Here is a 19,421-nt window from a genome sequence, read left to right as displayed (position 1 = left end):
GGGAATGGGTGATAGGCAGTGGATAGGAATGGTCGTGCTGTTGAGCCTGGCCGCAGCTTGCGGGCCGGACCTAGCGCCGCCTGACCCCATTCCACGGTTCACCTTGCTCGGTCCGGACCAGACTGGCGTCGCCTTCGCTAACACCCTCACCGAAGGTCCTAACACCAATATTCTGGTCTACGAATACTTCTACAACGGCGGCGGCGTCGCTACGGCGGACTTCGACGGCGACGGGTTTGCCGATCTCTACTTTACCGCCAATATGACGGGCAACGCCCTGTACCTCAATCGCGGTGATTGGCACTTCGAGGACGTCACGGTAGCTGCCGGTGCCGGCGGACGGCCCGGTCCCTGGCAAACCGGGGTCAGCATCGTAGACATTAACACCGACGGACGGCCCGACATCTACCTCTCCTACTCCGGTATGCTGCCCGCGGACAAGCGGCGTAACCAGCTCCTCATCAATCAGGGAACAGACGATGGGGGCACTCCATATTTTACCGAGGAGGCTGCCGCCTACGGACTCGACAGCCCCGGCTTCACCAATCAGGCCTACTTCTTTGACTACGACGGAGATGGGGACCTCGACGCGCTGCTCCTCAACCACAATCCGAAGTCGCTCCCCATCCTGAATGTCGAAAAGACCCGGCAACTACTGGCCCAGCCCGACCCGGAGCGCGGCCTGCGCCTACTGCGCAACGATGACCGTACCTTCGTCGACGTCACCGAAGCTGCCGGCCTCAACGGCTCCGCCCTCAGCTACGGCCTGAGTCTAGCGCTGGAAGACTTCAATGGCGACGGACTGCCGGACATCTATGTCTCCAACGACTACGAGGTACCCGACTACCTCTACATCAACCGGGGCGACGGCACCTTTCGCGATGAGCTCGCCGACCGCCTCGGGCAGAGCAGCCACTACTCCATGGGAAGTGATGCGGCCGACATCGACAATGACGGACTCGTCGACCTCTTCACCCTCGACATGCTGCCGGCCGATAACCGCCGCCGTAAGCTGCTGATGGCCGACGATAACCGTCCCCGCCACGCCCTCAACTCCGCCAGTTGTTTCGCCCCCCAGACGATGCGCAACATGCTGCACCTCAGTCGCGGCGACGGCTCCTTCGCCGAGACCGGACAGCTCTACGGCGTGGCAACGACCGATTGGAGCTGGTCGGCCCTGCTGGCCGATCTCGATAACGACGGGTTCAAGGACCTCCACGTCACCAACGGCTACCTGCGGGACTACACCAATCAGGATTTCATCAAATACATGAATGACTTCGTCGCTAAGCGAGGCCGGCTGCAACGCAGCGAGGTACTGGAGCTGCTGCACGAGATGCCCTCCTCCGCGGTGTCGAATACCGTATTTCGTAATCAGTCGGGCCGTGGCTTTCGGAACGTCACCTCCGACTGGGGCCTAGAACTGCCCTCCAATAGCAACGGTGCCGTAGCCGTTGACCTCGACAACGACGGCGACCTAGACCTAGTGGTCAATACCATCAACCGCCCCGCCCTCCTCTACCAAAACCACACCACCGGTACCCACTACCTACAAATCGATCTAGCCGGTCCCCCCGAAAACCCCTCCGGAATAGGTACCAGTATCAAGCTACAGACTACTGAGGGTCAGCAGGTTCAGTCCTTTTACCCTAATCGGGGCTACCTATCCTCCGGCCCCCCTACCTTGCACTTTGGATGGGGCGGCGGCGGTGCGCAGGTGCAAAGCTTAGTGGTCAGGTGGCCGGATGGTAAGTCGCAACGCCTCGATGCGGTGGAGTCAAACCAACGGATTTGTGTCCGGTACGCTGACGCCGTACGACACGATACGCTACCACCCGTAGCCCGTACGTCCGCTCTCGTGCAACTACTGATTGATTCGCCCGTTCCGTACCGGCACGCGGCTGCCCGCACCGACGATCTCGACCGGCAGGCCCTACTGCCCCGCCAACTCTCTGCGGTGGGCCCCGTGACACTGGCCGTAGACCTGACGGGGGATGGCCGGGCGGACTACCTGGTGGGAGGAGACGCTGAGACCCCTACCCGGTACTACGCCCAGACCGCCAGGGGTAGCTTTGCCACGGTCGCTACTCCCCTGGCGGATGTAAATGCGGGAATTGTCACTGACCTAGTTAGCCTGGATGCAGATGGCGATGGCGATGAGGACATCTACGTGGCCCACGGCGGGTACCACGACCTTGAGGCGGACGATCCGAGCTTTCAGGATGTCATCTACCTCAATGAGGGGGAGGGCATCTTTAGGCAGGCGGAGAAGCTACTCCCCCACCGGACCCAACCGACTGCCGCAGTAGCCGCAACTACCCTGGCTGGGGGGGAGTCCCCCCTGATCTTCGTCGGTGGAGGGGTCCTGCCGGGCAGTTATCCCCTGAGCGCACCGAGCCAGGTGTTGCGTCGACAGGCCACTGGGGGCTATAAGCCAGTATCCCTGCCCGCCGACTGGGCGGGAAAGGGACTTATCACCGATGCAGCCTGGAGTGATCTAGACGGTGACGGAAGCGTAGAGCTCATTATGGTGGGGGAATGGATGCCCGTACGCGTATTCTCAATCACCGGGGAGGAGGTAACGGAGGTAACCGATCGCTATCTTGACACGGCCCCTAGTGGCTGGTGGAAGTCACTGGCCGTCGCGGACCTGAATGAAGACGGTCGGCCCGATCTAATACTCGGCAACGAGGGGACCAACAATTTACTGGCAGCCGGTCCCAGTACCCCCCTGGAACTTACCACGGACGACGTAGATGGCAACGGCTCGGTCGATCCGCTACTCTTTACCCACATTGATGGACGCAGCTACCCCGACGCTACCCGTGACGAACTACTGGGGCAGCTCTCCGGCCTGCGCCGCAGCTACACCACCTACGCTGCCTACGCCGCGGCGGACCGGGATGAGGTTCTAGGGCTACTGGAACACACCACCGAACCGCTACGTGCTACGGAACTGAGCACCACCGTACTACTAAGCACCCCCTCGGGGGGAAAGCTGCAGCCGCTTCAGTTGCCCACCGAAGCCCAGTACGCGCCGGTGCATACCATCACCGTACTCGATGCCAATGGCGACGGCCATGCGGACCTGCTGCTGGCCGGCAACGAGAGCCGCGCGAAACCCCGCTGGGGACCGAGCCTAGCAAACAGTGGTGCGCTGCTACTTGGTGATGGCCACGGGGGGTTCAGCTACCTGCCGCCCTCCGCCTCAGGCTTTCACCTCCGGGGTGATGTACGCAGTGTGGTACGAATCGGAAATCGGCTGCTGATTGCGCGCTACGGCGAGGCGGTGGTGGGCTACCAACTGCGGGATGATGCGCTATAACCTAAGCCTGCACCTGCCCCCGATAGCTATCGGGGCCGCCCGTCTGACCCTGCTGCTGACACTCCTGGTACTGGGTTGTGAACGCGCGCCTACGTACACCGATAGCGAGATTGCTCTGGCCTGGGCCCGGCTGAGTCTGGACATCACGAAGGACACCCCCGGTAATTCGCCGACCTACGCCTCACGCTGCTTCGGCTATCTGGGGGTGACCATGTACGAAAGCGTGGTGCACGGCTCGCCCGATCACCGCTCGCTGGTGGGACAGCTCAGTGGACTGGACCACCTACCGGTACCCAATCCCGACGCTCCCTACGACTGGGCCTTGGTACTCAATGCGGCGCAGGCAGCGATGCTTCGTGACTTGTACCAACAGACTTCACCGGGGAATATAGCCCGCATCGACAGCCTGGAACGGCGCATCGTACAGTCCCGAAGCCGGGAGGTGGATCAACCCACGATCAAACTGTCGGTCGCTTACGGAGGTAGGCTGGCCAGCATGATCTACGAGTGGTCAAAATCCGACGGAGGGCACCGCGCCTACCTGCGCAACTTCGATAAGGCGCTGGTGCACCCGCAGCGGCCCGGGGGGTGGCAGCCGCCGCTCTACGCCCAGTCGTTCTCTCACCATCCGCTACATCCCGCCTGGGGCACGAACCGCCCCTTCGTACCGGCGAACTACGGTATGGCGGCACCGGCCTTCATCGCTTTCGACACCGTGCCGGGATCGCCGTACTACGCGCAGTTTCGGTCCGTGTACGATAAGGGGCGCACCCTTACCCAGGCCGAGAAGGAGGCCGCGCTGTGGTGGGGTGACGATCCGGCCGAGACGTTCACCCCGCCCGGGCACTCCTACTACCTAGCTACCATGATACTCGAGCAGGAGGGGGCCTCCCTGATCAGCTGCGCCGAAACCCTGGCCCGGACCGGAATAGCGGTAGCCGACGCCTTCATCAACTGCTGGCGCTGGAAGTTTGAGGTGTTTTCGGAGCGGCCTAATACCTTCATTGCGGCCCACATCGATGCCGAGTGGGAGTCCTTCTGGCCCGATCCGCCCTTCCCGGCCTTTCCTTCGGGCCATGCGGTGCAGGCGGCGGCGGCGGCGGAGGTGCTAATGGATCTACACGGTGATGACCACGTGCTGATGGATGCCTCCCACGAGGGCCGGCAGCGGGACGTGGTGCGGGACGTGGAATTTCGTACCCGCAACTATACCAGATTGAGTGAGCTGGCGCGGGAGGTGGCCGACTCCCGCTTCTACGGGGGCATCCATACCCCGCAGGATAACGAGCGGGGGCTGGAGCGGGGGGCGGATATCGGTCGGCACGTCAATGGCTTGCAGTGGCGCAATTAAAGCTTTTGGTCGCGCTGCTTTGCTTGAACCTGGCATTACCGGCACAGACCACCTTCACCGACGTTACGGACTCAGCCGGTATCGTTCACCAGTACCGGGTACACGAGGGGCTCTTCGGCGGTGGAGCCTGCGTGCTGGACTACAACGGGGATGGCTACGAGGACGTGTACGTGACCGGGGGGCTGGCCGACGATCAGTTGCTGCGCAATAACGGGGACGGCACGCTTACCGATGTGCTGGAGGAGGCGGGACTGGGCATCACCCGTCACTTCGTAACCCAGGGCGCGGTGAGCGCGGACGTCAATCGGGATGGCTACCAGGATTTATTCATCACTACGATCACCTCCCGCGACAGTTTGCAGATCATCCCCCGGGCGCGCAACCTCCTGCTACTGGGAGAAGCGGGGGGCCACTTCCGCGATGCAACCGATGCGTACGGACTGCGGCCGCTGTATAGCTTCAGCACCGGGGGCAGCTTCGGTGATTTCAACAACGATGGCTGGCCGGACCTCTACGTCGGCAACTACTTCGTGGGCTACGAGGAGACGCTCGACCACATCAGCGACGCCACCATCGTGGGGGCCACCCAGACGGCGAAGGGCTACCTGCTACTGAACGATGCGGGGGAGCGTTTCGTGGACGTCTACGCCGAGTACGGTCTTACACACCGCGGCTTCGGCTTCGGGGGGCTGTTTACGGACTACGACAACGACGGGGACCAGGATCTACTAGTAAACCATGATTTCGGCTACAAGGCCACGCCGGACCTGCTGCTACAAAACCAGTACCCCCGGGAAGAATTTCGGGATGTCGCTGAGCAGGAAGGGCTCGACCTGCGCATCAACTCCATGGCCTCGGCCGGCGGTGACGTGGACGGGGACGGGTGGCTCGACTACTACGTCACCAACATCAAATTCAACCGGATGATGCTGGCCGACGCGAGTGGTGGCAAGTTTCGGGATGTGGCCAAAGAGCGGGGCATGAACTACGTGTCCATCAGCTGGGGGGCCAACTTTGCTGATTTCGACCACGACGGGGACCTGGACCTGTTCGTCTCCAACGGCGATCTGAATCCCAACTGCGTGCCCATGGCCAATTTCTACTTCGAGAACGACGGCCGCGGAGTATTTGAGGAGCGGGCCCGGGCGGTAGGACTGGCAGACTATGGGATCGGCCGGGGCTCGGTAGTATTCGATTTGGAGAACGACGGAGACCTCGATATTTTAGCTGTGAGTCAGGGTCCGGTACTGGAGGGCTACCCGGTGGCCTCCGTGACCCGGCTGTGGCGCAACGAGGGCACCACCGGCAACTGGCTAAAGGTCAGGCTACGCGGGCGGCAGGCGGAGGCAAGCGGCATCGGCTCGCGCGTGACGGTCTTCAGCCGGGGCCGCAGGATGCTACAGGAGGTAGACGGGGGCGGTTCGAGCCACATTTCGCAGAACTCGCGGCTGCTGCACTTTGGGCTGGGGGATGCTGCGGTAGTGGACTCCGTGCTGGTGGTGTGGAACGGGGGGCAGGAGCAGCTGCTGGTGGGACAGGCGGTGAATGGGGTGCTGGAGGTGGTGCAGGAAGAGGTGGTAAGTGAAGTTGCTGGTAAGTGGACGGTATGGCTCGGTGCAGGTTTGTTGGTTATTGCAGGTTTTGGTGTTTGGTATTGGAGCAGGGCGTGAATGGTTCACCACAGATGGCCTAGCGGCCACACGGAGGGGTGCACAGAGGTAGAGCGCAAGGGACAGGAGCTAGGTTTACCTTTGCGGTATGTCAGACCTGAGTGCGTATCTGCATGCGCTACCGGCGGGGGCCGGCGGGGGGGCCGCTCCCCCACCCCGCTTCACCTACCCATTTTACTACCGACCGCATCCGCTGGCGCTGGCCGCGGCGGCCGACCTACAGGAATATTTGCCTACGCAGCAAGAGTGGGAGTATGACTTCGGGCTAGCGTCGGAGCGGCCGACCGGGGGGCGGGGAAAGATGTTCGGGGTGCTGGTGGTGAGGAGCGCGGAGGGCAGCCTGGGCTACCTGGCTGCTTACTCCGGCAAGCTCGCGGATAGCAACCATTTGCCGGGATTTGTGCCACCGGTGTTCGATCTACTGGTGCCGGATGGGTTTTACAAGGCCGGCGAGATTGAGGTGCATGAGCTCACCCTACGGATCGAGTCGCTACGCGAATCCCCCGAGTACCGGGAGGCTACGGCAGCTCACACCGCTATTCTAGCGCGGATGGAAGCAGAACTTGCCGCCGAGCGGAAGAAAGTCAAGGAGGGAAAACAGCGGAGGAAAGTCCAGCGCACTGCCGCCCGGGATCTCAGCACCGTAGACTTGCAAAAACTAGAGGAGAAGCTACGGGAGGAAAGTATTAGGGAGAGTTTTGGATTGAAGGATATGCGTTGCATGATGAGCTTTCAGGCGGAACAAAAAAAGAAAACTTTGGATGAGTATAACTGCATCCTCCAGTACTTACTGGACGCACGAGCCTCCCTATCTGCTTCACTACAGGAGCGCATCTTCGAGCAGTACACCTTTCTGGATGCGATGGGAAAGGATCGATCCTTAGGTAGCATATTTCGCGAGACGGTGTTGGGCATTCCGCCCGCCGGAGCCGGCGAGTGTGCCGCCCCCAAGCTGCTGCAGTTTGCCTACCGACGTGGACTGAAGCCCCTGGCACTCGCCGAATTCTGGTGGGGGGAGTCACCCAGCTCCGCCATCCGTAAGCACGGCCACTTCTACCCCGCCTGCCGGGGCAAGTGCGAGCCAATCCTAGGGCATATGCTACAGGGTTTACCGACCGATCCGAACCCACTTCTTAAAAATCCGGGAGCCGACACCACCATATATGTCATCTACGAGGATGACGCTATACTGGTGATCGACAAGCCGGCCGACCTACTCAGCGTACCCGGCAAGCGCATTGGCGATTCCGTGCAGCGCCGAATCCGTGCCCGCTATCCCGAGGCCACCGGGCCGCTCATCGTGCACCGGCTGGATATGTCCACCAGTGGGCTCCTGCTACTAGCCAAAACAAAGGAGGCCCACAAGCTGCTCCAGCGGCAATTTTTCAAGCGCTCCGTAAGCAAGCGGTACGTGGCCATCTTGGAGGGTCAGGTTTCGGGCAACAGTGGCACCATCGACCTGCCCTTACGCGGCGATCTGGAGGACCGGCCCCGTCAGATCGTCTGCCGCACCCACGGTAAATCCGCCCGCTCGCACTGGGAGGTGGTAGCAAGAACCGCCCAAACTACGACCGTCCACTTTTGGCCCGTGACCGGCCGCACCCATCAACTGCGCGTCCACGCCGCCCACCCGGAAGGACTCAACGCGCCCATCGTGGGCGATGACCTCTACGGGCAACCGGGAGACCGCCTTCACCTCCACGCTGAGCTACTGGAGTTCACGCATCCGGTGACCAAGCAAGCGCTATCGTTCATTGTACCAGCGCCCTTTGCACCTGCGTACTCGCCAACCTGATACTGCTACTTGCGCCCCAGGCCCGGAAGCCCATTCGGCCGTAGAATACCACGCTCAAGGGTAAAGAGGTCCCGAAAGGGGTCATCGACAAAATCGAGGTGGCCGTCCAGGTCGGCGTAGAGAATATTCGGCCGGCTCAGGGCAAAGTGGAGGCCGCCGGCAATGCCAAGCCCACACTCATCCAGACAGCCGATCATCACCTCATTAGCCGCTGATTTGGCTACCGAATTGATGTGCGTAGCCGCCCAAATACCGCCGACCTTCTGGATTTTAATATTGATCATGTCCGTCAGCTCGTGCTGGGTGAGGCGGAAGGCATCGGTGAGCGTTTTCAGACTCTCATCTGCCATCACGGCAATGGGAGAATCGCGGGTCAGCGTGCCCATCACGGCCTCCTCATCAATGCTAGTGGGCTGCTCCAGGATCTCGATGCCCAGGGGTTGGGCCAGACTAATGAAGCGCAGTGCCTGGTCCAGGCTATAGCCCTGGTTACCGTCAAATCGTAATGTAATTTTGGGAAAATACTGGCGGATTAACTTTAGTCGATCAATATCCTGCTGGTAATCCAACCCGCCCTTGATCTTAAGAATTTCGAAGCCGTCGGTCACGTACATCCGCGCCCGGCGCAGCGTTTCGGCTACCGGTAGGATACCGATCGTGATGCTAGTAGCGATCTCAGACCGGAAGCCCCCCAAATATTCGTACAGCGGTACGCCAGCGGCCTTTGCCACCAGATCGTAGAGGGCGGCATCGACCATAGCCAGGGCGGAGCTCTTCAGACTAAGGCGCAGCTCCTCGAGCAGGCGGGCGTAATGAAAGGGGTTTTGGGCGGCAAGCGCGGGTGCAATTAGCGTGGTAATAGCCGACTCCACATCGGCGGCCAGTTCCCCGGTGACCACCAGGTCGGGCGCCGCACAGCCGTAACCTACCAGCCCCGTATCCGTATGCAGCCGCAGCACGAAGTTCGTAGCCGCACCGATGGTCTGGTAAGCAATGGTATAGGGCTCGGTAAGTTCCAACTCGTAGCGCTCGTACTCGACGTGGGTGATCTTCATGCGGTGAAGGTAGGCGGGCGAGTATCGATCAGTGGAGTTTGCTCATGATTAGGTCCACCAATTCACCCGCACCATCCGCCAGTACGTCGTAGCACGGTAGACCGGTCTGCTCCGTTACGGCCCGGCAGGCAGCGGGGATCCCTTCCTTGCGTAGCCCCTCGTGGTTGAGGGTCACTGCCAGCACCTCGCGGCCGGAGACTACTTTGATGGCATTGATCTGCTCGGGTAGGCTATGAAGTCGGTAGCCAGGAAAACCATCGTACTCCTTGCGGGTAGGGGCGTGCTGTAGGATTACGAAGTCCGGCCGGCCCGCCGCCAAAATTTCGAAGCCGCCCGGATAGGCGGGGTTCATAAGCGAGCCCTGCCCCTCGATGACGATCACGTCCGGCTGTTCGTTACGGTAGGCGCTTACCACGGCGTGCTCGATCTCGCCCGATACGAAGTCGTTGATGCAGCTATCCATGATCATGGAATACTTCGCCCCCTGCATCCAGCCGGTCTGACCCGTGGCGATCATCTGCGCACCGCGCCCGGCCCGCTGGAGTCCCTGCACGATCAGCCAGGCCGTGGTACGCTTGCCGATGGCGGAGTCGGTACCCAGTACGGCCAGTTTAAGGCAGTCCACCTGCTCGATCTCACCGGTGAAGAAGTGCAGCTGATCGCGGTCCGGCGTCATACGGATATCGCGTACCTGCACCCCGTGCGCGCGGGCGGCAGCCATCAGACCGGCATCCTTGTGGACGAAGTCGTGCAGGCCGCTATCCACGTTGAGCCCGGCGGCAATGGCCTCGGCTACGGCCCGGCGACCGGCGGCGGGTAGGCGACCACCATCCGGGGCCAGTCCGATGACGAAGTAGGCCGGATCAAACTGCAGCGCCTCTTCCAGATTTTCCACTACTGGGATTCCGTTCGGTTTACCGTCGAGCACCTCGCCGCTGTCCTGTCCGGCGTAGCGGCTATCGATGATGGCTAGGACAGTATACCGGTAGGTGAAACGGGCAAGGCCGTGGGCGGTCTTGCCGTTGGGGGTATTGAAGGCACCTTCGCAGTACACGACTGCGGGGCCGTCTAGGGGGGTGGTTGGCATGGGGAATTATCGTTTGGCGGTTAGTACCGCTACCTGGGGTCCTTGTTCGTCCGCCCCTAATTCAAGCAGCGCGATGAGTCCGGCGGTGGAGGCAGGAAGTACCTGTAGGGCTTCTTTCTCGCGTAGGTAAGTGGACATTTTGCGCAGCTTGGCGTCCGAGACGTGCCGGGCTCCTCCCCCACTTGCGTACAACGCGTCCAGGGCCTCCTGCCCGTCGAAGCTGTGCCAGTTGATCAGCGGTTCGTTCACGTCGGTCTCGGTGATCTTGGCGGGATCGAGGTCGAGACACTTTGGGCTCCCCCACAGAAAAGAGGTAACGATGGGGTTTTTGTGGGTGGAGGAGGAAGCTACCATCCGGGGCAGCCGCTCGATCCGGCCCGCTGCGTGAAGCCGCTGGAATCCCTGGAAAATACCGGCCAGCAGCGTGCCATTCGAAACGGGCACCGCCACCGTAACGGGCACCGCCGGGAGTTGCGCGATCAGCTCATCGGCGATCGCGGAGTAGGCCCGCAGTTGCAGCGCTGAGTTGGTAGTGCCGGGATTGGCATCGTACCAGCCGTGGCGAATCGACTCAGTGGTGCTGTAGGCTACAATCTCCTCGTAGGTGCCCACCGGCCGGTAGATCGTGGCACCCAGTGCTTCCATTTCCGCCAGACGCTTGGTGTGGTAGCCGGCCGGTACGTAGATCATGCACCGCACACCGGCCAGGCGAGCTGCCAGGGCTACGGCGACGCCATAGTTGCCACAGGTAGCGAAGGAGACCGTGCTGGCTCCCCGGCGCAGCGCATCCTCGGCGTGGGCGAAGGCGATGCGGTCCTTCTGGGTGCCCGTGGGATTATCGCCCTCGAACTTTAGGTACACTCCCTCCCGGTCAAAGTCCCGTTCTATTCCACGGGACCGCCGTAGCCAAGTGTCTCCGACATCGCGGGCGGTCAGCTTTCGAAAAGCGTCCACCCGCTCGGGTCGGGGTACGGTATCGTCGGCGCTAAGGGTGGCCAGCTCGCGGGAGGCTTTGGAAACGCTGTTGCTGGCCGTGCGTACGGCATCGCGTAAGGTCATTGTTAACCGTTGGACGCTTTAGAAGCGTCCAACGGTTCCTAAAGTTGCGTTGCACCTGCGCGCCCGCCCTAGCCTACTGCCGCCGTTTCACTTCCTGTGCGCTACGGTTTGGCCCCGGGCGGTACACCCGCTGCTGGTAGGCAAAGTCAAACCGCCGCTCCTCGACGCTGACCGATAGGCGCAGGCGATCAACTTCATCGGAGCGGGGAAAAATGAGCTTGCCCACCGCACGCTCCCCGGGCCTTATGGTGGTGCGCCGCAGGGCGTGATCGAGCCAGAAAAAGCGGTTATCGGGCCCCGGTACGTCGGTAGGTACTGCGATCATACGAAGGCTCTGCTCGGTGTCCAGAATATTGAACAAGGCCGCATCGTAGAGGGATATGGAAATGTCGCCGACTAGATCGGCCGTGCGATTGGAGGCGGTAGGGACCTCGGTCGGACTACTCCCTTCCGCGATTGCATAGACGGTACCGGCCACCACCAGGGCGCCGCCCACCCAGGCCATGGTACGGCGGCCCTGTTCGCGGTGAAGTACCTCCATATCGAGGGAAAAGAGTTCGATCTCGGGGTCCAGCGCGTGGTGGCCCTGGTTCTGCCCGGTGTAGAGTATAGTGGCTACGGGATCGAAAAGAACTTCCTCTACCCCATCGTTGAAGACCATAACATCAAAAATGATGTAGTCCGGAGTAGCGTCGTAAAAGTTCGTCTCCACCCTGATGCCATCCTGCTCCAGCTGCTGGATGGCGTTGCCGTAGAAGTAGCGGTCGACGGTCGCTTCCGACTCCGGTTCGATGCGCACCAGCTGGAGTGGTCGACCGCAGCTGGTACTTATTAGGGCGACGAGAACGAGGGAGTAGAACTGCTGCATGGTCGGTTGCTTGACTTAACCTAAGTTAAGTCTTATCCCCCAAATTCCTACGATAGGCAAAATTTTTAGGTATTCTTTAACCAGTGTAGGCTCCAACTAAGCCAGGATCTGCTTATCAAAGGGATTGAGCCCCACGCCCTGCACCTGCGCCTCGGCCTCCAGCCGGTACTCCGAGCGAACGCGGCGGAGCTTCTTGGCGGCCCAGGCCAGTCCGCCGTAGACCGGGTTTTTCTCCCCAAAATCGTCTACCGCGGAGGTGACCTTACTAAACTTTAGATAGAAGGGCACATCCACCGTCACGCCTTCCCCGGGCACGTCGATCAGGTCGGTGAGGAGCAGGCGGCCTAGCTCGTACTCATCGACCAGTTGCTGCTCCTGCTTCCCGCGGGCGTACTTTTCCACCAGCACAATCTTGATGGCCGATACCCGCTGGGGGTGCTTGCTGGTGAGCTGTACCGTACCACTCACACTACCCTGCCGGGGATTGAAGCCGGGGGGCAGAATGAGTTCCAGTTTGACGCCCTCGATGCCGAGCCACTGCTTTACTTTACCTAACATAGGGCAAACTTAGTACGTTAGCCGGGTGACCGCCCGTTCTATTCGACAAACGCCCCCGGGGGCCCATTAGTTAGTCCATGCAGCTGCTCACCAACGACCAGGTCCGCGACCTCGGTAATCTAGATCTTCTCGCCCGCCAGGTAGTAGAGGGCTTTATCATCGGGCTACACAAAAGCCCCTTTCACGGCTTTAGCGTGGAGTTCGCCGAGCACCGCATCTACAACCAGGGTGAGCCGACGCGCAATATCGACTGGAGGGTGTACGCCCGCACCGACAAAATGTACACCAAGCGTTACGAGGAGGAAACCAACCTGCGCTGCCAGATCGTAGTCGACTCCAGCAGCAGCATGTACTTTCCGGAAGTCGACGCTAAGTCGGCCGACCATGTCAATAAGATTCGCTTCAGCGCCCTGGCCGCCGCCAGCCTAATGAACCTCCTGAAGCGGCAGCGCGATGCCTTCGCACTCAGCTTCTTCAACCAGGGGGTAGACCTGCACACCCGGCCCAAGTCCAGCACCACGCACTACCGGCTGATGCTGACCTACCTGCAGCGACTGATCGACCAACCCACCCACGAGGTGCGCACCGCCGCGGCGGCCGCCCTGCACCAAATCGCCGATAGCATTCACCGGCGCTCGCTAGTGATTATTTTTAGCGATATGTTTGATGGAGACACGGAGCGCGAGGAAGACCTCTTCGCTGCCCTGCAGCACCTCAAGCACGCCAAGCACGAGGTGGTGCTATTCCACACGGTAGACAAGCGCAAGGAGATCGACTTTGCCTTTGAAAACCGGCCCTACGAGTTCATCGACCTGGAGTCCGGCGAGCGGGTTAAGCTGCAGCCGCAGCAGGTCAAGGCCTACTACGTGGAGCAGGTAGCGGCTTACCAGGAGCGGCTGCGGATGAAGTGCCTCCAGTATAAGATCGACTACGTGGAGGCCGATATTCAGGCGGGTTACCGGCCTATCCTTCAGCAGTACCTCGTGAAACGCGCCCGCATGCGGTAAGGCCTACTGCGCCGCGAAGGCCTCCTCCACCCGGCGCAGAAAGGTAGCTGCGGTGCCGGGGGTGACCTCAAGGATCTCGTAAGTCTGACCGTCGTCCATCTCCAGTACCAGTTCCCTGGCCTTCATGCCACGTAGGGTATTCATGAAGGTGTTGTTGTTGCTCACTACGTTAAGGATGCCGTCCTTGAAACCGAAAAAGTAGTACGTCTCACTGGGTGATTTGATGTACAGATACAGACGGTCTTCGTCGCCGGTAGTCATCTTCACTTCGAGGTAGGATTCGATGCGGCGGCTGACGGCCTGTCCGCCGACAGAGGCTAGGCCGTTGCTGGCCGACGTACTGACCCACGACTGGTAATCGGCGTTCCACCGCATGGGCAGGTCACTGAAGAGGAAGGTGTGGCGATTGATGGCGGGCGGAAGGTCCAGGGCATCGGCAGCCAGTCCGGCAATGGCCGCCTCGCGCTGCGGTCCGGCCGGAAACAGGGCCTCGATGCCGGCCGTGGCAAACGGTATCCGCTCGTTGATACCCAGTTGGGGGGCGCTGTAGCCGCCGGATACGATGTCGGTGGCCATGATCTGCGTAAGCTGGTCGGGGAGGATCAGGTCGATGGCGGTCATCAGCTCCACCTCCGTAGCCGGGTAGTTGTTCAGGGCCTCGGTGCGGGCGGTTTCGGCGGCTTCCTCTTCCGTAGGCTCGGCTTCACTGCCGGCCACGGGGGTGGGTTCGGTTTCTTCTTCCAGCAGGAACATGTTGTCGGTCAGGGTCTCGGCTGGCTTGACTCCGGAGCTGTCGGTCGCGCTATCCGCTACATCGTCAGCCGTGGTATCCCCGTCTTCTGCCTCCACAAGGTCTAGCTCCGGGGCGGCGGATTGCTCCGGAAGGTCCATGGCAATGGTGCCGTAACTCGTCATACTGATGTACTTGAGCCGCCCGCCGATGCCGAGCAGTCCGTCTCCGGTAACCTTACCGTTGGTGTGGTCGTAGACCATCAGGTTCCCCTGGGTGGCCGTGGGGTCCTTGACCCGCGTGCTATCACCGAAGCGGAAGGCATCGTTCTCCTCATCGTAAAGGAATACTCCACTGGCATCCAGGATGGGGTGGTCCAGCCGCCGGTGCAGGGTCTGTATCATGCTGGGGTAGATCTGCCGCTCGGGCTTACTGAGGTAAAAACCGGTGTTCAGGGGTTTGGCATCGCGGCCCACGGCTCCGGCGGTATTGAGTACCAGGTTGGTTTTGTCGCCCTCACTTTGCACAGCGAACCACTCGGCGGAGGGAAGATTTTCCGCCTCAATCATGGCGTAGCCGTCGAAGCCGAGTACGGGGCTACCGGCATCCAGGCTGATGGTACCGAAGAAGCGGGTCCTGTTATCGATGTAAAAGGGGGTGTCCTCGGCAATTTCCCCCTCGGCGCGGGTAGCGGTGTTCTTTTCTGATCTTGCCCCCTTACCGATGCGCGTGCCCACGATGTTCTGCAGTTCAAACTCCTGGGTGTGGGGGCCCACGTTGTACTCATAAAAGCCCGAGGCCGTGTATTCCTTGCGCCCGGCGATGTCGACCGTGGCCCGGTTGATCACGTGGTATTCACTGCTGGTATCGGCCACGATCTGGGCACCGGTCAACTGAGCGATGCGACCACCGGGCTGGACGACCAGCTCGCCATCGCCCGGGATGATCTTCGCATCGGCACTGATCACGTAGGGTACCCCCCCGACCTCTAGCTGGCTGGCCAGGTTATCGTACACGGCCGACTGGGCGGTGAAGGTCAGCGAATCCTGGTCTACGTTGGTACTGGTAAAGCGGTCCTTGCCGTCGGCGGTGTTGAACACGATGTTGCCCTGCTGCATGTCCCACTCGAACTCATTGGCACTGGTGATGAACTCCGTGTAGGGCAGCTCGGTGGCTAATTCGCTGCCGTTGTTGCGAAAGGTGGCCTTTCCGGCGGCGAAGTCCACCGCGGTAGCTACGTTGCTCGTCGCCAGCGCGATGTTGGCCGTATCCTGCACGCTCTTGATGCGCACCGTGGAGGTATCCGCCGCCACCCCGTCGGCACCGAAGCTCAGGGCTTCGCTACTGATACTGGCTTTGGACCAGTCTAGCGTACCGGTACCCCGCAGGGCGGTAGGCGTTAGGACCAGGGTGCCGGTAAAGTTATGGTCCCCCTCCTCGAATAGTTCGAAGGGGTAGCCGCGCTCGGGCTGAATGATGAGCGAGTCGCCGTAGGGCCGAAAGGTGATGTTCACCCGCTCTCCGAGCACCGTGGGTACGCTGCGCCGATCGGTGATGGAGCGCTTGAGCCGGAAGGTCTCCGTGGTCGTAGTCGTACTGTCGACCCCGAAGGTGATGGCGGGGCTCTCGATTTCTGCCTCGAGGTAGTTTAGCTTGCCGCTGCCACTCAGGCCCTGGTTGGTCAGACTCAACTGACCGGAGTAGTTGCCGCGATCACCGTAGGCCGCCTGCCCCGTACTGTCGGTATCGCCCACGAATCCTAGACTACCGTCTTCCTGCACCCGCAGGGTCTGCTTGATCCGGCCGAAGATGCCCCCGCTGACCAGCTCGCCCTCCAGCGCCAGGTTGTTCTCGGTAAGGGAGTCGAGGTTGTTGAGGCTTAGGTTGGCGAGCTCGAAGTAGAAGCTATCGCGGGAGTACAGGGAGCTGGTATCGCCCTGATCGTAGTAGACGTAGCTGGGTCCCCGGGTCTGGATACTGGGGAAGTAGGCGATGTCCTCCGAGCCGCTCTTATTTTTGGGCGCGTCGAGCAGGATGTAGCCCCTCACATTCTCGATGCGGCTGGCGGTGGACAGCAGTTGGACGTCATCACTCATCCTGCCCCCCTCCGGCAGAAACACGTCGATATCGGCCGAATCGAAGGTGATGTAGTACGGGGCATACTTGAAGTGGAAGCTATCCGCCGTTACGATAGTATTTCCTGCGTACACCGTGCCCCCAAAATCCAGGTTGCGGTCGCCGACGATGTCGATGATCTCGTTGCTGGGCTTGATGGCGATCTTCTTGTCGCGGTTCAGCGAGATGGGCTGCACGGCCACCACGCGGATGGTCCCCTTGCGCAGATCGATGAAGGCATTCTCGGCCGGGGTGCTCGACACGATCCGCAGGTTGTCGTAATCCTTGGCCTCTCGCTGCGAAAGCACGAAGTGGTCCAGTTTGCCCTTGACGGCAATTTTGCCGGACTCCTCGTCATAGGTCAGAAATCCGCGGTCTTGCAGCTCGTAGATCACCGACTCAATGTCACGACCCGTCAGCCCCGCCTGAAATTCCTGCGCCAGTCCTTCAATGCCCACCGTATCGGAGGCCGGGTACAGGGCGGCGCGGTAGCGGTAGATCGCCTCCAGGGGATCACCCCCGGCCAGGGCCTTGATGCGGGCATACTCCTGCTTGCTGAAGTAATCTTCACTCTCAAAGACCACGTCGCCCTTTTCCTGAAAGGAAGCCGTACGGCGCCCCACTACGGCACTGTCACTGGCCAGGTACACAGTGATGTTGGTCGCATCGATGTTAAAGCGGTTGCCACTGTGGTAAAAGGGCGCGGCGGCGGCACTGCTTTTGCTGCGGTTCAGTTCCACGACCCGATTGGGCACGTCCACGTCAATACTGATACTGGGGTGGTAGAGGCTATCCCGCCCGAAGAAGATCGTCATATCGACCTTTTGTCCGGTGATGCGCTCGCCGGGATCGACCACGAAAAGCTCGCCGAGTCCGCGCACCTTGCGCTCGTCCTGCCCGTCGCGGATATCCAGGGTCACCACTGCCTTACGCCCCTCCCCGCCCAGTACGTAGGCCCGCGAGGCCCGCAGCTCGAACTGCCCCTCCAGGCTTATCCCCTCCCCCACCTGATCCACGAGTACGCGACCGTTGGTCGATACAAACTCGGGTACGTCACCCTGTACGCGGGGCCCACCCGCCTGCAATCGGTCCTTAAAGCTACCGTACAAAATGCGGTCCCCGAAGTAGGCCGGATACTGGAACTGCGCACTATCCGAGGTAATGAGCTGCCGGTCCACCTCGAAGTGGTAATCGACTAGCCGCACAAAAATATCACTGGGCAGCCCCACCCGCTGCCAGTCGGTACGGCCGCCCTTGCCGGTCACCTGGCCGCTACCCAGATCGACCAGTAGCTTGGTTTCCTGGATCATGATCGAATCGCCCGTCGTGCTACCCAGCAGTTGCTGCACCGTGTCGATCCGCAGGACCGCCCCCCCCGCGTACTCGAAGTGCGGACTGCCCCCGGCCACCTTCCAGCCGTATTCTCCCTCCCGGCGGTCGAGCCGGGCGGTGCGTAGGTATACCTCGGCGGTAGCCAGTGCCGCGTTCACTGCGGCGGGCGACACCTCCGGGTCGGCAAGCATCGCCTGTAGCATAGCGTGGAATTCGGCGAAGAGCACCGTCTTTTCCTTGTCTGTTCCCTCCAGGTAGGCGTGCAGGTCCAGGAAGTCGGCCATACCATTATCGGGGGCAATTTTGAGCCGGGCCAAACTAATCACCGACCGTACGATTTGCCGCTGCTGCACGGTATCGAGTCCGCCGCCGTAGAATACACCGCTGAAGTTGGCGTAGGCATCCTTTGCACGCGTATTGCGCGAGGCGGTCATGTACTCCTCCAACTGTAACTCGAAGTCGGCCACTGGGACATCCGGCGGTAGCTCGGCCAGTTGTGCCGTAGCCAGGGCCGACCAGAATACCAAAGCCAGAAAAATGATGCGCCGCATACCGGGAGTTGTTCAATCGCGTTCAAAGGCAAACGCCCGCCAGTCATCCACTGCTGCTGTCTGTCGGTGACGAAAGCCAAGCTGCTGCAGGTGGTCGATGAGCCCTGCGGCATCCTGGGCAAGGACGCCACTCAGCAGGGCCGTCCCACCCACCCGCAGTCGCCCGTACAACGCCCCCCCGCTAGCCAGTAGTACGTTCCGGTTGATGTTTGCCAGCACCAGGTCGTAGGGCTTACCGATGGGCACATCGCTGAGTTCGCCGTGCACCACCTCGTTCAGTTCCACCCCGTTCTGCACCGCATTTTCGAGCGTGCTTTCGTAGGCGGGCTGCTCAATGTCTACGGCATCTACCCGCTGCGCGCCGAGCTGTTTGGCGAGGATCGCTAGCACCCCGGTGCCGGACCCGTAATCTAGTACGCTCACCCCCTGCGGCTGCGGCTGCGCGGCAAAGTAGTCCAGCAGCAGCTCGCACATCATGTGGGTGGTAGCGTGGTGACCCGTACCGAAGGCCATCTTAGGGTCGATCACTAGCTCGCGGGTCACCCCGGCCTGCGGAGGATGAAAACTGGCCCGAATGGCCAGCCGCTCCCCAATCCGTATGGGCGCAAAGTCGCGTTCCCACTCTGCATTCCAGTTCCGCTGTTCCAGCCGGCGTGCCTCAAAGGCGAAGGGAATCCGTTGCTGTACCTCCCGAAAGACTGCCGGCCAGTCAGTACCCACAGCGTCGGCGGCGTAGGCGATGAGCACTTCCTGCGTTTCCTCAAAGGCCTCCATACCCGCATCGGCTAGCAGCGCAATGAGTAGCTCACGGTGCTCCTCGGAGCAGACCAGGGTATAGATCGTATAGTCGGGCATAGGCAACAACTAGGGCGGGGCCGCAGGCTGCAAGGTAGGTTGGGCGGTCCGTACCTTCCCCCC

The 19,421-nt window shown here is 61.1% G+C and carries 12 protein-coding genes; 5 read left to right on the top strand and 7 right to left on the bottom strand.

Going from position 1 to position 19,421, the window contains the following annotated elements:
- Nucleotides 1-4: 4 nt before the first annotated feature.
- The 4 genes from ACOOHD_RS04480 to ACOOHD_RS04465 all read left to right on the top strand — a co-directional run bounded on the left by ACOOHD_RS04480 (nucleotide 5) and on the right by ACOOHD_RS04465 (nucleotide 8,141).
- Nucleotides 5-3,325 carry a VCBS repeat-containing protein gene (locus tag ACOOHD_RS04480; RefSeq protein WP_420460370.1) on the top strand — a complete coding sequence of 1,107 codons (3,321 nt, stop codon included), beginning with the start codon at nucleotides 5-7 and terminating at the stop codon, nucleotides 3,323-3,325.
- Nucleotides 3,312-4,676, top strand: coding sequence for a vanadium-dependent haloperoxidase (locus ACOOHD_RS04475; RefSeq protein WP_420460369.1), 1,365 nt, complete (start codon nucleotides 3,312-3,314; stop codon nucleotides 4,674-4,676). The genes ACOOHD_RS04480 and ACOOHD_RS04475 overlap by 14 nt, the downstream gene beginning before the upstream one ends.
- Nucleotides 4,677-4,681: 5 nt before the next feature.
- The gene (locus ACOOHD_RS04470; protein WP_420460368.1) at nucleotides 4,682-6,346 is read left to right on the top strand and encodes a CRTAC1 family protein; all 1,665 of its coding nucleotides are present in this window, start codon (nucleotides 4,682-4,684) and stop codon (nucleotides 6,344-6,346) included.
- A gap of 88 nt (nucleotides 6,347-6,434) precedes the next feature.
- Entirely contained in the window at nucleotides 6,435-8,141 is a 1,707-nt protein-coding gene (locus ACOOHD_RS04465; RefSeq protein WP_420460367.1) for a pseudouridine synthase, read from the top strand.
- Between the two features lie 5 nt (nucleotides 8,142-8,146).
- Here the strand turns inward: ACOOHD_RS04465 and ACOOHD_RS04460 are convergent, their stop codons facing one another.
- The 5 genes from ACOOHD_RS04460 to ACOOHD_RS04440 form a co-directional block, all read right to left on the bottom strand.
- Nucleotides 8,147-9,196, bottom strand: coding sequence for a mandelate racemase/muconate lactonizing enzyme family protein (locus tag ACOOHD_RS04460; RefSeq protein ID WP_420460366.1), 1,050 nt, complete (start codon nucleotides 9,194-9,196; stop codon nucleotides 8,147-8,149).
- A gap of 28 nt (nucleotides 9,197-9,224) precedes the next feature.
- Complete coding sequence (locus ACOOHD_RS04455) at nucleotides 9,225-10,283, bottom strand: DUF1611 domain-containing protein (RefSeq protein ID WP_420460365.1); 1,059 nt, start codon at nucleotides 10,281-10,283, stop codon at nucleotides 9,225-9,227.
- A 6-nt stretch (nucleotides 10,284-10,289) separates the two neighbouring features.
- On the bottom strand, nucleotides 10,290-11,342 hold the full coding sequence (locus ACOOHD_RS04450; RefSeq protein ID WP_420460364.1) for a pyridoxal-phosphate dependent enzyme: 1,053 nt from the start codon (nucleotides 11,340-11,342) through the stop codon (nucleotides 10,290-10,292).
- A 73-nt stretch (nucleotides 11,343-11,415) separates the two neighbouring features.
- Nucleotides 11,416-12,210 (bottom strand): hypothetical protein, encoded by a 795-nt coding sequence (locus ACOOHD_RS04445; RefSeq protein WP_420460363.1) that lies wholly within the window; start codon nucleotides 12,208-12,210, stop codon nucleotides 11,416-11,418.
- Nucleotides 12,211-12,306: 96 nt separating this feature from the next.
- Nucleotides 12,307-12,768, bottom strand: coding sequence for a hypothetical protein (locus ACOOHD_RS04440; protein WP_420460362.1), 462 nt, complete (start codon nucleotides 12,766-12,768; stop codon nucleotides 12,307-12,309).
- A 77-nt stretch (nucleotides 12,769-12,845) separates the two neighbouring features.
- On the opposite strand from ACOOHD_RS04440, the gene ACOOHD_RS04435 reads away from it, so the two are divergent.
- A complete protein-coding gene (locus ACOOHD_RS04435; protein ID WP_420460361.1) occupies nucleotides 12,846-13,775 on the top strand; it encodes a DUF58 domain-containing protein in 930 nt (309 codons plus the stop codon).
- A 3-nt stretch (nucleotides 13,776-13,778) separates the two neighbouring features.
- Here ACOOHD_RS04435 and ACOOHD_RS04430 read toward each other — a convergent pair whose 3' ends face one another.
- Nucleotides 13,779-18,503: a hypothetical protein gene (locus tag ACOOHD_RS04430; protein ID WP_420460360.1), complete on the bottom strand. Its 4,725-nt coding sequence runs from the start codon at nucleotides 18,501-18,503 to the stop codon at nucleotides 13,779-13,781.
- A gap of 12 nt (nucleotides 18,504-18,515) precedes the next feature.
- Entirely contained in the window at nucleotides 18,516-19,358 is an 843-nt protein-coding gene (gene prmA / locus ACOOHD_RS04425) for a 50S ribosomal protein L11 methyltransferase (RefSeq protein ID WP_420460359.1), read from the bottom strand.
- Nucleotides 19,359-19,421: the final 63 nt, after the last annotated feature.

It is taken from the genome of Neolewinella sp., assembly GCF_965214665.1.
In the GTDB taxonomy this organism is placed as follows: domain Bacteria; phylum Bacteroidota; class Bacteroidia; order Chitinophagales; family Saprospiraceae; genus Neolewinella.
Note: the sequence above shows the minus strand (reverse complement) of the source record. Positions and strands in the feature narration are given on the sequence as shown.

Excerpts from the sequence above, each read along its gene's own strand:
- ACOOHD_RS04480 (WP_420460370.1), top strand. The coding sequence starts at position 5 with ATGGGTGATAGGCAGTGGATAGGAATGGTCGTGCTGTTGAGCCTGGCC.
- ACOOHD_RS04475 (WP_420460369.1), top strand. The coding sequence starts at position 3,312 with ATGATGCGCTATAACCTAAGCCTGCACCTGCCCCCGATAGCTATCGGG.
- ACOOHD_RS04465 (WP_420460367.1), top strand. The coding sequence starts at position 6,435 with ATGTCAGACCTGAGTGCGTATCTGCATGCGCTACCGGCGGGGGCCGGC.
- ACOOHD_RS04460 (WP_420460366.1), bottom strand. The coding sequence starts at position 9,196 with ATGAAGATCACCCACGTCGAGTACGAGCGCTACGAGTTGGAACTTACC.
- ACOOHD_RS04455 (WP_420460365.1), bottom strand. The coding sequence starts at position 10,283 with ATGCCAACCACCCCCCTAGACGGCCCCGCAGTCGTGTACTGCGAAGGT.
- ACOOHD_RS04450 (WP_420460364.1), bottom strand. The coding sequence starts at position 11,342 with ATGACCTTACGCGATGCCGTACGCACGGCCAGCAACAGCGTTTCCAAA.
- ACOOHD_RS04445 (WP_420460363.1), bottom strand. The coding sequence starts at position 12,210 with ATGCAGCAGTTCTACTCCCTCGTTCTCGTCGCCCTAATAAGTACCAGC.
- ACOOHD_RS04440 (WP_420460362.1), bottom strand. The coding sequence starts at position 12,768 with ATGTTAGGTAAAGTAAAGCAGTGGCTCGGCATCGAGGGCGTCAAACTG.
- ACOOHD_RS04435 (WP_420460361.1), top strand. The coding sequence starts at position 12,846 with ATGCAGCTGCTCACCAACGACCAGGTCCGCGACCTCGGTAATCTAGAT.
- ACOOHD_RS04430 (WP_420460360.1), bottom strand. The coding sequence starts at position 18,503 with ATGCGGCGCATCATTTTTCTGGCTTTGGTATTCTGGTCGGCCCTGGCT.
- prmA (WP_420460359.1), bottom strand. The coding sequence starts at position 19,358 with ATGCCCGACTATACGATCTATACCCTGGTCTGCTCCGAGGAGCACCGT.